The 12,070-nt window shown below is 65.2% G+C and carries 12 protein-coding genes and 1 pseudogene; 10 read left to right on the top strand and 3 right to left on the bottom strand.

The features are described from left to right. The 3 genes and pseudogenes from ACXJL8_RS19600 to ACXJL8_RS19590 all read left to right on the top strand — a co-directional run. Positions 1 to 421 (top strand): annotated as a pseudogene (locus ACXJL8_RS19600) (3-carboxy-cis,cis-muconate cycloisomerase); the annotation flags it as partial. Positions 422 to 456: 35 nt separating this feature from the next. After that, on the top strand, positions 457 to 1,239 hold the full coding sequence (gene pcaD / locus ACXJL8_RS19595) for a 3-oxoadipate enol-lactonase (RefSeq protein ID WP_456618334.1): 783 nt from the start codon (positions 457 to 459) through the stop codon (positions 1,237 to 1,239). 127 nt (positions 1,240 to 1,366) lie between these two features. Then, positions 1,367 to 1,759 carry a carboxymuconolactone decarboxylase family protein gene (locus tag ACXJL8_RS19590; RefSeq protein ID WP_456618335.1) on the top strand — a complete coding sequence of 131 codons (393 nt, stop codon included), beginning with the start codon at positions 1,367 to 1,369 and terminating at the stop codon, positions 1,757 to 1,759. Here the strand turns inward: ACXJL8_RS19590 and ACXJL8_RS19585 are convergent. Next, positions 1,721 to 2,245 (bottom strand): hypothetical protein, encoded by a 525-nt coding sequence (locus ACXJL8_RS19585; RefSeq protein ID WP_456618336.1) that lies wholly within the window; start codon positions 2,243 to 2,245, stop codon positions 1,721 to 1,723. The genes ACXJL8_RS19590 and ACXJL8_RS19585 overlap by 39 nt on opposite strands. Positions 2,246 to 2,528: 283 nt before the next feature. Beyond that, positions 2,529 to 2,699: a hypothetical protein gene (locus tag ACXJL8_RS19580; protein ID WP_456618337.1), complete on the bottom strand. Its 171-nt coding sequence runs from the start codon at positions 2,697 to 2,699 to the stop codon at positions 2,529 to 2,531. A 265-nt stretch (positions 2,700 to 2,964) separates the two neighbouring features. Here ACXJL8_RS19580 and ACXJL8_RS19575 point away from each other — a divergent pair, with 265 nt between their 5' ends. The 5 genes from ACXJL8_RS19575 (at position 2,965) to ACXJL8_RS19555 (ending at position 8,055) form a co-directional block, all read left to right on the top strand. Next, on the top strand, positions 2,965 to 3,882 hold the full coding sequence (locus ACXJL8_RS19575) for an ABC transporter permease subunit (RefSeq protein ID WP_456618338.1): 918 nt from the start codon (positions 2,965 to 2,967) through the stop codon (positions 3,880 to 3,882). A gap of 30 nt (positions 3,883 to 3,912) precedes the next feature. Beyond that, positions 3,913 to 5,214 carry a high-affinity branched-chain amino acid ABC transporter permease LivM gene (gene livM / locus ACXJL8_RS19570; protein WP_456618352.1) on the top strand — a complete coding sequence of 434 codons (1,302 nt, stop codon included), beginning with the start codon at positions 3,913 to 3,915 and terminating at the stop codon, positions 5,212 to 5,214. After that, complete coding sequence (locus ACXJL8_RS19565; RefSeq protein ID WP_456618339.1) at positions 5,211 to 6,044, top strand: ABC transporter ATP-binding protein; 834 nt, start codon at positions 5,211 to 5,213, stop codon at positions 6,042 to 6,044. The genes livM and ACXJL8_RS19565 overlap by 4 nt, the downstream gene beginning before the upstream one ends. After that, on the top strand, positions 6,041 to 6,775 hold the full coding sequence (locus ACXJL8_RS19560; protein ID WP_456618340.1) for an ABC transporter ATP-binding protein: 735 nt from the start codon (positions 6,041 to 6,043) through the stop codon (positions 6,773 to 6,775). The genes ACXJL8_RS19565 and ACXJL8_RS19560 overlap by 4 nt, the downstream gene beginning before the upstream one ends. Positions 6,776 to 6,936: 161 nt before the next feature. After that, positions 6,937 to 8,055, top strand: a complete 1,119-nt coding sequence (locus ACXJL8_RS19555) for a branched-chain amino acid ABC transporter substrate-binding protein (RefSeq protein WP_456618341.1) — start codon at positions 6,937 to 6,939, stop codon at positions 8,053 to 8,055. Between the two features lie 92 nt (positions 8,056 to 8,147). On the opposite strand, the gene ACXJL8_RS19550 is transcribed toward ACXJL8_RS19555, so the two are convergent. Continuing rightward, complete coding sequence (locus ACXJL8_RS19550) at positions 8,148 to 8,534, bottom strand: response regulator (protein WP_456618353.1); 387 nt, start codon at positions 8,532 to 8,534, stop codon at positions 8,148 to 8,150. Positions 8,535 to 8,762: 228 nt separating this feature from the next. On the opposite strand from ACXJL8_RS19550, the gene ACXJL8_RS19545 reads away from it, so the two are divergent. Next, the gene (locus tag ACXJL8_RS19545; RefSeq protein ID WP_456621338.1) at positions 8,763 to 11,591 is read left to right on the top strand and encodes a PAS domain S-box protein; all 2,829 of its coding nucleotides are present in this window, start codon (positions 8,763 to 8,765) and stop codon (positions 11,589 to 11,591) included. Positions 11,592 to 11,653: 62 nt separating this feature from the next. Then, the coding region (locus ACXJL8_RS19540; protein ID WP_456685429.1) for a P1 family peptidase at positions 11,654 to 12,070 on the top strand (417 nt) is incomplete at its 3' end.

Here is a 12,070-nt window from a genome sequence, read left to right as displayed (position 1 = left end):
GGTGCAGGACCACGAGCGCAGCGCCGGTCCCTGGCACGCCGAATGGCCGACCCTGCCGCAGCTGATGCTGGTCACCTCGGGCGCGCTTGCCGCGATCGTCGACATCGCCGAAGGGCTCGACGTCGATGCGGCRCGCATGCGCAGCAATCTCGAGGCGACGCACGGCCTTATCATGGCAGAGGCCGTGTCGATGGCGCTGGCGGAGAAGGTCGGCAAGAGCGACGCGCATCACCTCATTGAAGCCGCGAGCAAGCGCGCGGTCGCGGAGAAGAAGCATCTGCGCGACGTGCTCACGGCCGATTCGCAGGTCGCCGCGCATCTTTCGCCGGAAAAAATTGCGGCATTGTTCGAACCGATGGCCTATCAAGGGATTTCCCAAGCCCTGATCGACCGGCTGCTCGACAGCCTCGAGTGCGAATAGAGCAGCCCTGAGCGCAAATAAAACGGAGACGCCGCATGCCCATGATCGATGCCGACGGATGCCTCATCAACGTCTCCGTCGAGGGCCGCGACGGCGGGCCGACCCTGATGCTGTCCAACTCGCTCGGCTGCACGCTTCAGATGTGGGAGCCGCAGATGAAGGCGCTGACGCAGGTGTTCCGCGTCATCCGCTACGACCGCCGCGGCCACGGCAAGTCGAACGTGCCGCCCGGCCCCTATACGATGGAGCGCTTCGGCCGCGACGTGCTTGCGATCCTCGACGACCTCAACATCGAGAAGGTGCATTGGTGCGGCCTGTCGATGGGCGGCATGGTCGGGCAATGGCTCGGCGCCAACGCGCCGGAGCGCTTCGGCAAGCTCATCCTCGCCAACACCTCCTGCTATTATGCCGAGCCGACCAAATGGCTGGAGCGCATCGACGCCGTGAAGAAGGGCGGCATCGCCGCGGTCGCCGATGCCGTGATCGGCGGCTGGCTGACGGCCGATTTCCGCGAGCGCGAGCCGCAGATCACCGCCCGGATGAAATCGATGCTGCTGGCCTCGCCGGTCGAGGGCTATCTCGCCTGCTGCGAGGCGCTGTCGACGCTCGACCAGCGCGAGCTGCTGCCGAAGATCAAGAGCCCGACGCTGGTGATCGCCGGCCGCCACGACATGGCGACGCCGATCTCGGCGGGCGAATTGATCCGTTCGAACATTCCCGGCGCGAGCATGACCATCATCGACGCCGCCCACATTTCCAACGTCGAGCAGCCGCACGCCTTCACCGACGCGGTGGTCGGCTTCCTGACGCAGCGTTGATTGCGCTTATCGTCATTCCGGGGCGATGCAAAGCATCGAACCCGGAATCTCGATCGGCATTCACGACGTCGAGATTCCGGGTTCGCCTCTTCGAGGCGCCCCGGAATGACTGATCCGGAGAAACACAATGGACGACCAGAAGCGCCGCGACGCCGGCATGAACGTACGCCGCAAAGTGCTGGGCAATGCCTGGGTCGACAAGTCGATCGCCAACCGCAACACCTTCAACACCGATTTCCAGGACATGATCACCCGCTATGCCTGGGGTGAGATCTGGACGCGGCCGCATTTCGACGAGCGCACGCGGCGGGTGCTCGTCATCGGCACCATGGTCGCGCTCGGGCAGTGGGACGAATTCCGCCTGCATGTACGCGCGGCACTTGCCGAGGGCGGCTTCACCCCCGACGACATCAAGGAGATCCTGCTTCAACAGGCGATCTATTGCGGCGTGCCGGCGGCGAACCACGCCGTCAAGGAAGCCTCAGCGATTGTGCAGGAGCTCGGCCTGCTCAAGGGCTAGCGGCGCGGGGGCCTCGGCGGCCTGCGGCGCCGCCTCCGGGCGTTCAATCACGATCACGATGGCAGCGCCGAGCAAGAGCAACAGCTCAGTGGCATGCAGCCGGAGCGCGGCCATCTCGCCGACCTTCGAGGCCATCACCATGCTCGCAAACGAGATCAGGCTGCCGATCGCAAGCGCGATGGCAAGCGCCTCATCGCTGCCGCCGGACTTGCGGACACGGGGGACGCAGAGCAGCGCGAGGTAGATTGCAAAGAACGCCACCACGGTCAGCCGGCCCAGCGCCAGCAGCCAGGCGGCGCGCACCGTGCTCATCCCCGCCATCTGGAGATGGTCGCTGAGGAACAGCGCCACCGCCACGCTCGGCCGCTCGTAGAGGCCGTGCACCGGCGCCACCATGATGTTGAAGGCGACGAGCGTCCAGGCCGGGATGAAATAGGCCGCCAGCAGCGCGCCGTTGACCGAGCCGATCCGCCAATTCCTGAACATGCCGCTTCCCGTTTCGCCTGCCACCCGCCTTCAATGGAAAGGCTTTGCCGGGAGCTAACTCGCATCGGACTATGGCGGCAATTTAAACCCTTTGTTTACCTTAACAGGCCCCCCTCATGGTCATCCCGGGGCGATGCATCAGCATCGAACTATGGTGCGCAATTGCGCACCTGAGAATCTCGAGATTGCGGGTCTGGTCCTTCGGACCATCCCGGAATGACGGAGCAACACGCCAACGAAAAAGAGGCCCCACCTTGCGGCGGGGCTCTCCACTCGTGGGCTTCTAGTTGTCCTGATCGCGCTGGCCGCCGTGCTGCTGGCCGGGCTTGTCATCCTGACGCATCGGATCCTGCTTCTGCTGTCCGGGTTTCTGGCCGCCGCCCTGCTGCTGACCGGGGCGCTGGCCGGGGGTCTGGTTCTGCTGGCCCGGATTCTGGTTCTGCTGCTTCGTCATTTGGGGGGAACTCCCTTGTTGGACGTCACGGGGCGGATAACGGCGGGCGCTGATATTGGTTGCCTGGGAACCCGGTTCCTTCTCGGGACGCTGGAACCGGGCGCGAAATGAATTCTGTACAAGCCTTTATGCCGAGGCCTGACCAGTTGCAGCCGCCAGTTCCCTCCTGTTAGAAAACTGACAGAACGCTCAAGGGCTGCCGGGGCCCAAGAACTCTTCTCAAGAGCTCCCTTTGAGCCGCGTCAGGTTTGGGTAACGGCAGCCTATGGATTATTTCGCCCAGCAGCTCATCAACGGCCTCGTGCTCGGCTCGATCTACGGCCTGATCGCGATCGGCTACACGATGGTCTACGGCATCGTCGGCATGATCAACTTCGCCCATGGCGACGTCTTCATGATCGGCGGCTTCATCGCCCTGATCACCTTCCTGATCCTGATCTCGCTCGGGCTGACCGCGATCCCGCTGATCCTGCTCGTGGTGCTCCTGGTCTCGATGGCCATCACCGCACTCTATGGCTGGACCATCGAGCGCATCGCCTACCGGCCGCTGCGCCATTCCTTCCGCCTCGCCCCGATGCTGTCGGCGATCGGCATGTCCTTCGTGCTCACCAACTACTCGCAGGTGGCGCAAGGCGCGCGCGTCAAGCCGATCCCGCCGCTCATCACCGGCGGTTACACGCTGCATGAGAGCCAGGACGGTTTCGTGATCCAGCTCTCCAACATCCAGATCATGGTGGTCATCACCACCATCGTGCTGCTGGCGATCTTCACCTGGCTGGTCTCGCGCACCCGGCTCGGGCGCGACATGCGCGCCTGCGAGCAGGACCAGACCATGGCGGCACTGCTCGGCGTCGATGTCGACCGCACCATCTCCATGACGTTCGTGATCGGCGCCGCGCTCGCCGCGGTCGCGGGCCTGATGTACCTGCTCTATTACGGCCTGGTCGACTTCTTCATGGGCTTCGTCGCCGGCATCAAGGCGTTCACCGCGGCCGTGCTCGGCGGCATCGGCTCGCTGCCGGGCGCCATGCTCGGCGGCCTCGCGATCGGCCTGATCGAGACATTCTGGTCGGCCTATTTCTCGGTCGAGTACAAGGACGTCGCGGCGTTCTCGATCCTGATCGTCGTGCTGATCTTCATGCCGACCGGCCTGCTCGGCCGTCCCGAAGTCGAAAAAGTCTGACGGACCGGCCGCGTGACAGCTCCCTCACCCATGACGGCCCCTCGCTCGGCGGGCATCCTCTACATCCTGAAAAAATCCCTGCTCAGCGCGCTGGTCGCGCTGGTGCTGTTCTCGCTGATGGTCGGCGTCCGCACCGAGGCCGGCTCCGACGGCCAGCTCACCTATTGGACGCGCTTCGGCGAGGTCGCAGCCCTCGTCGCCGCCGTGTTCGGCGGCTCGATCGTGATCGAGCTGTTGCGGCAATGGATCGGTCCGAGCGGCGCCGAGAAGCTGGTGCCGCCGGCGGTGCAAAGCGGAATGTCGTTTATCGGCCGCTACCTCGCTCCGGCGCTTCTGATCTTCACGGTGCTGGTGCCGGTGATCTTCTATGATCAGCGCTATATCCTCGACCTCGCGATCCTCGTGCTCACCTATGTCATGCTCGGCTGGGGGCTGAATGTCGTGGTCGGACTCGCCGGCCTGCTCGATCTCGGCTACGTCGCCTTCTACGCGGTGGGCGCTTATTCCTACGCGCTGCTTGCCACCAATTTCGGCTGGTCGTTCTGGGTCTGCCTGCCGCTCGCGGGCATCCTCGCCGCGTTCTGGGGCGTGCTGCTCGGCTTCCCCGTGCTCCGGCTGCGCGGCGACTACCTCGCCATCGTGACGCTCGCCTTCGGCGAGATCATCCGCCTCGTCATCATCAACTGGCAGAGCCTCACCGGCGGCCCCAACGGCGTCTCCAGCATTCCCCGCCCCTCCTTCTTCGGCATCCCGCTCGACAACAGCGACAACGGGCTCGCCGCCAGGCTCGGCATCGAGTATTCGCCGACCCACCGCATCGTCTTCCTGTTCTACCTGATCCTCGCGCTCGCCCTTCTCACCAACTGGGTCACGATCCGCCTGCGCCGCCTGCCGATCGGGCGCGCCTGGGAAGCCCTCCGCGAGGACGAGGTCGCCTGCCGCGCGCTCGGCATCAACACCACGACCACGAAACTCACGGCGTTCGCGACCGGCGCCATGTTCGGCGGCTTCGCCGGCGCGTTCTTCGCCACAAGGCAAGGCTTCATCAGCCCGGAATCCTTCACCTTCCAGGAATCGGCGCTGGTGCTCGCCATCGTCGTGCTCGGCGGCATGGGCTCGCAGCTCGGCGTCGCGCTTGCCGCGCTCGCCATGATCGGCGGATTCGAGCTGTTCCGCGGCCTGGAGACCTACCGCATGCTGGTGTTCGGCATGGCGATGGTGCTGATCATGATCTGGCGGCCGCGCGGCCTGATCGGCCATCGCGCGCCGACCGTGTATCTGACCAAGGCGCAGGCGATCTCCTCCGACCTCGTCAAGGAAGGGCACGGATGAGCGACGCGAAGATCCTCGGCGTCGACCGGCTCACCATGCGCTTCGGCGGCATCGTCGCGGTGCAGGACCTGTCGTTTGCGGCGGAGCGGAAGAAGATCACGGCGCTGATCGGACCGAACGGCGCCGGCAAGACCACCGTCTTCAACTGCATCACCGGCTTCTACAAGCCGAGTGGCGGCAGCATCCGCCTCACCCATGACGACGGCAAGGTCATCGCGCTGGAGCGGCTGAACGATTTCCGTATCGCCAAGCAGGCCAAGGTGGCCCGCACCTTCCAGAACATCCGCCTGTTTCCCGGCATGACCGCGCTGGAAAACCTGATGGTGGCGCAGCACAACGCACTGATGCGCGCCTCCGGCTTCACCTTGCTCGGGCTGATCGGCGCGCCCGTCTACCGCGACGCCGAAAAGCGCGCGATTGATCTCGCCACCGAATGGCTGAAGCGGGTCAACCTGCTCGATCGCGCCGACGATGCCGCCGGCAATTTCGCCTATGGCGACCAGCGCCGGCTCGAGATCGCACGCGCGATGTGCACCGAGCCCGCGCTTCTCTGCCTCGACGAGCCCGCCGCGGGTCTCAATGCCCGCGAGAGCGCCGCCTTGAGCGAGTTGCTGCTGTCGATCCGCAACGAGCAGGGCACCTCGATCCTCCTGATCGAGCACGACATGTCCGTGGTGATGGAAATCTCCGACCACATTGTGGTGATGGACCATGGCGTCAAGATCGCCGAAGGTTCGCCGCGCGCGGTCCGCGACGATCCCAAGGTGATCGCCGCCTATCTCGGGGCCGACGAGGAAGAGGCGATGGCCGTGATGGAGAGCGGGTCGTGACCGCTCCCCTGCTCGCGATCCGCGGCCTGCACGCCGCCTACGGCAAGATCGAGGCGCTGAAAGGCGTCGATGTCGAGATCAATGCCGGCGAGATCGTCGCCCTGATCGGGGCCAACGGCGCCGGCAAGTCGACGCTGATGATGACGATCTTCGGCAAGCCGCGCGCCCGCGCCGGCCAGATCCTGTACGAAGGCCGCGACATCACCGACGTGCCCACCCACGAGATCGCGCATTTGCGCATCGCGCAATCGCCGGAGGGCCGGCGCATCTTCCCGCGCATGAGCGTGGCGGAGAACCTCCAGATGGGGGCGGATGCCACCGGATGCACCGATTCGGAGCGCGACGCGACGCTGGCACGCGTCTTCGCGCTGTTTCCGCGGCTGAAGGAACGCTACGCCCAGCGCGGCGGAACCCTGTCCGGCGGCGAGCAGCAGATGCTGGCGATCGCCCGCGCTTTGATGAGCCGCCCCCGCCTGCTCCTGCTCGACGAGCCCTCGCTTGGGCTGGCACCGCTGATCGCCCGCCAGATCTTCGACGCCATCCGCACCCTGAACCGGCAGGACGGCCTGACCGTCCTGATCGTCGAGCAGAACGCCAACCATGCGCTCAAGCTCGCCCATCGCGGCTACGTCATGGTCAATGGCCTGATCACGCTGGCCGGGACCGGCTCCGAGCTGTTGCAGCGCCCGGAGATTCGCGCTGCCTACCTGGAAGGCGGCCGGCACGGCTGAACTAGCCTAAAGGCGCATGACGTGCGGCCGAATGTGGCGAGATATCTCCGCCAATGCCCGTATTTTGCCGGTGACTTCTCTTCAAAATCATTCGAGAATGGCGCCGGTTTGGACCGGGCGTGCCCGGCAACTCCCACAGGCGACCACCCGCGAGGTATCTCATGAAATCACTGAAGCTCATCGGTCTGGCATTCGGCGCGTCCATCGCGCTGTCGAGCGCGGCGTTCGCGCAGGATGTCACCGTCGCAGTCGCAGGCCCGATGACCGGCGGCGAGTCCGCCTTCGGCCGCCAGATGAAGAACGGCGCCGAAATGGCCGTGGTCGACATCAACGCCGCCGGCGGCGTCAACGGCAAGAAGCTCGCGCTCAACGTCGAGGACGATGCCTGCGATCCCAAGCAGGCGCGCTCGATCGCCGAAAAGATCGCGGGCGCGAAGATACCGTTCGTCGCCGGGCATTATTGCTCGTCGTCGTCGATCCCGGCCTCCGAGGCCTACGCCGACGGTAACGTGCTCCAGATCACCCCCGCCTCGACCAATCCGAAGTTCACCGATAGCGGGTTGTGGAACGTGGCGCGCGTCTGCGGCCGCGACGACCAGCAGGGCCTGGTCGCGGCGCAGTACATCGCCAAGAACTTCAAGGGCAAGAACATCGCGATCCTCAACGACAAGACCACCTACGGCAAGGGTCTTGCGGACGAGACCAAGAAGGCGCTCAACAAGGCCGGCATCACCGAGAAGATGTACGAGTCCTACAACAAGGGCGACAAGGACTTCAACGCGATCGTCTCGCGCCTGAAGCGCGACAACATCGATCTGGTCTATGTCGGCGGCTACCATCAGGAGAGCGGCCTGATCCTGCGCCAGATGCGCGACCAGGGCCTCAAGACGATCCTGATGGCTGGCGACGCGCTCGCCGACAAGGAGTACGCCTCCATCACCGGCCCGGCCGGCGAAGGCACGCTGTTCACCTTCGGCCCCGATCCGCGCAACAAGCCGACCGCGAAGAAGATCGTCGACGCCTTCAAGGCCAAGAACATCGATCCCGAGGGTTACACGCTCTACACCTACGCAGCGATGCAGGTCTGGTCGCAGGCGGCCAAGAAGGCCGGCACCACCGACGCCAAGAAGGTCATGGCGGCGATCAAGGCGGGCAAGTGGGACACCGTGATCGGCCCGATCGAGTACGACGCCAAGGGCGACATCAAGCAGCTCGACTACGTCGTCTACAAGTGGGACGCCAAGGGCGGCTACGCCGAGATCAAGGGCGGTGGCACCTGAGGCACCGCCGGGCCTTGGACTGTCAGGTCCGGGCTACCATGCAATCGTCGACACGCCCCGGCTTGCCCGGGGCGCTTCTTTTTGCGGCACGGTCAGACCGCCGCCGGCAGCTCGCCTCCTGCGGCAGCCTGCGCCTTGCGCAGCGCTTGCAGGAGGTCGTTCGGCCGAAACGGCTTTTGCAGGCAGACCACGTCGGCCAGTTGGGGCGACTGCTCCATGAAATCGAGTGCCGTCATGCCGGACACCGCAACGACGGGAAGCCCCGGCGCGCGCTCGCGCAAGGCCGCAATGACGTCGACGCCGTTGGTGTCGCCGAGAAAAATGTCCACGATCGCCGCGTCGAAGGAGCCTTCGGCGAAGGCTTTCACCCCCGCCGCGCCGCTGGCGGCCTCCACAACCTCGAAATGGTTGACCCGGAGCACAATCGCGACCATTGCGCGAACGTCCTTCTGGTCGTCGATGATGAGAACGCAGGGCATTGGGAACAACTCCCGGATATCGAGATCAAAATCGCATGATTCAGACCTGGAACCCGCCGCATCGGAAGGGCATTATGACACCGCCCAGTAAAGCGCATCTTACCCGGTCCCTACTCCGTATTCCCGCCCAAATTAAGTAAGCTGTAACCTTCGGTTGAGTCGCGGCCGCAACGACTCAGGATGCGCGCCCAGAACCCGCTATTGTGGAGCGAGGCTGCAGGGGTCCGAATGACATCGACGGCAAAAGCCAAAACCGATCTGCGAGAGGTGGACGTGCCTACAACGATCGAGCGAGGCACGTTCCTTTCGACGCTGCCGGCGACCCGGGGCGACCGCACCGCAGCATTGGCGATCGTCGGTGTCTCCGCCATCATTTTCGCGGTCGCGGTTCCCTTCGCAGGTATCCCGCTGCTGCCTGTGCCGGCCTTCGTCGCGAGCTATCAATCCGCCCTCGCTGTCTGCGACGTCATCACCGCAGTCCTGTTGTTCTCGCAATTTGCGGTGTTGCAGACCCGCGCACTGCTGTGGCTTTCGAGCGGCTATCTGTTCACAGCGATAGCCGCCGTGGTCCACGCGCTCAGCTTTCCCGGCCTTCTCGCGCCGAATGGGCTGTTTGGCTCAGGCCCGCAGACAACCGCCTGGCTCTATATGATCTGGCACGGCGGCTTTCCGATGTTCGTGCTGGCCTATGTTTGGTGGAAGGGAGCGAACGGAGGGGTCGAAACCTCGGGTCCGGCGCGAAACGCGATCATCGGCAGCTTGCTCGGTGTCGGCGTAGCAGTGACGGCCCTCACCTGGATCGTGACCGCCCGGCACGATCTGCTTCCGGCCCTGTTGAAGGAAGGCGGCGGCTTCACGACGGCGCAGGTGGGCGTGATTTCGTTCGTGTGGTCTTTGAGCTTTGCCGCCCTGATCGGTCTGTGGTTCAGGCGGCCGCATGCGGTGCTCGACGTCTGGCTCATGGCGGCGATGTGCGCCTGGCTGTTCGATATCGCCCTGTCGGGGATCTTCAATTCTGCCCGCTTCGATCTCGGCTTCTACGCCGGCCGCCTCTACGGCCTCTGCGCCGCATTGCTTGTGCTGGCGGTGCTGCTGATCGAAAACGTCCGTCTCCAGGCGAAGACGGTGGGCCTCGTCGGCAGATTGCGCGAGCAATCGGCCTCGGATCGCGACTTCTATGGCAAGCGCCTCGCCCTGTACGGCGCCGTCGTCGAGTCCGCCAACGACGCCATCATCACCAAGTCCCTCGACGGCATCATCACCGGCTGGAACAAGGCCGCCGAACATCTGTTCGGCTATTCCGCCGCGGAGGCCATCGGCAAGCCGATCGACATCATCGTGCCGCAGGATCGGAAGGCGGAAGTCAGGGGGATCCTCAACCGGGTCAGCGGCAACGAGTCGATCGCGCAGCACGAGACGGTTCGGCTCCGAAGGGACGGCCGCGCACTCGACGTCGTCCTCAATATTTCGCCGCTGAGATCGGCCGGCGGAGAGATCATCGGGGCTTCCAAGATCGTCCACGACATCACCGAGCAGAAGCGCGCCAGCGAGGTGCTTCGCCAGGAGACCGAGGAGCGCCAGCGCATCTTCGAGACCTCGCAGGACCTGATCCTGGTCACCGACGGCTTCGGCAAATTCATCCAGGTCAGCCCGAGCGTGAAGGACATCCTCGGCTTCAGCCCGGAGGACCTGATCGGCCACAGCGCGACCGAGTTCATCCATCCCGACGACCTCGAGAAGACGCGGAGCGAGATGCGCGCGGCGCGCCGCGGCCAGATCAAGCGCAGCTTCGAGGCACGCTACTACCACTACGACGGTCACGAGGTCTCGCTGAACTGGATGGGCACCTGGTCGGACCCCGTCAAGCGCCATTTCTTCATCGGCCGCGACCTGACCGACAAGCAGGCCGCCGAGGCCCAGCTCCGTCAGGTCCAGAAGATGGATGCGATCGGCCAGCTGACCGGCGGCGTCGCCCACGACTTCAACAACGTGCTGACCGTCATCACCGGCACGATCGGCATCCTCGGGGACGCCGTCGCCGACCGGCCCGAGCTCGCCGCCATCACCAAGCTGATCGACGATGCCGCCGAACGCGGCGCGCAGCTGACCAAGCATCTGCTCGCCTTCGCCCGCAAGCAGCCGCTCCAGCCGCGCGAGATCGACGTCAATGCGCTGGTGCTGGAGGCCGCCAAGCTCCTGCATCCGACGCTCGGCGAGCAGATCACGATCATGCCGCAGCTCACCGAGGACGCCTGGCCGACGCTGATCGACCCGAGCCAGCTCTCCACTGCGGTCCTCAATCTGGCGCTCAACGCGCGCGACGCCATGCCCGACGGCGGCACGCTGGTGCTGGAGACCCGCAACGTCTTCCTCGACGACGGCTATGCCAGCATGAATGCCGACGTCTCTCCCGGCAATTACGTGATGATCGCGGTCAGCGACACCGGCTCCGGCATCCCGCCGGAGCTGCTCGACCGGGTATTCGACCCCTTCTTCACCACCAAGGAGGTCGGCAAGGGTACGGGCCTTGGGCTCAGCATGGTGTTCGGCTTCGTCAAGCAGTCCGGCGGCCACATCAAGATCTACAGCGAGGAAGGCCACGGCACGAGCGTGAAGATCTACCTGCCGCGCTCGAGCGGCGTGCAGGAGACCGAGTACGAGGCACTCCAGAATGTGCCCATCACCGGCGGCGACGAGAAGATCCTCATCGTCGAGGACGACGCGCTGGTGCGGCAGTATGTCATGACCCAGATCAAGAGCCTCGGCTATACCGCGCTCGAAGCCGCCAACGCGGCCGAAGCCCTCGTCATCATCGATGCCGACAACGGCATCGACCTGCTCTTCACCGACATCATCATGCCCGGCGCCATGAACGGCCGCCAGCTCGCCGACGAGGCGGCACGGCGGCGCCCGGATCTGAAGACGCTGTTCACCTCGGGCTACACGGAGAACGCCATCGTCCATCACGGCCGGCTCGACTCCGGCGTGCTGCTCCTGGCGAAGCCCTACCGCAAGTCCGAGCTCGCCAAGATGCTGAGGACGGCGCTCGCCAGTTGAGCGCGGCGCATGCGTGCGCTATCGCTTCAGCCCAATCGCCTGGAGCGCATGGAGTGCCGTCGTTGAAAAACCTTCTCACCGATATCGCCGGCGTCCGCGTCGGCCACGCCGAGGATGCCAAACTCGCCTCCGGTACGACCGCGATCATCTTCGACTCCCCCGCAGTCGCGGCGATCGACGTCCGCGGCGGCGGCCCCGGCACGCGCGAGGACGCACTGCTCGATCTTGCCAACACGGTCGAGCGCGTCGACGCGATCGCGCTGTCGGGCGGCTCCGCCTTTGGCCTCGATACCGGCGGCGGCGTGCAAGCCTGGCTTGCCGAGCAGGGCCGTGGTCATCGGGTTCGCGAAGCGCTGATCCCAATCGTGCCGGGCGCGATCCTGTTCGATCTCCTCAATGGCGGCGACAAGGCCTGGGGACGCTTTTCGCCCTATCGYGACCTCGGCTACGCCGCGGCCGCGGCCGCCGCCGGCACAGAC

The sequence above is a fragment of the Bradyrhizobium sp. P5_C11_2 genome (assembly GCF_054049755.1).
Note: the sequence above shows the minus strand (reverse complement) of the source record. Positions and strands in the feature narration are given on the sequence as shown.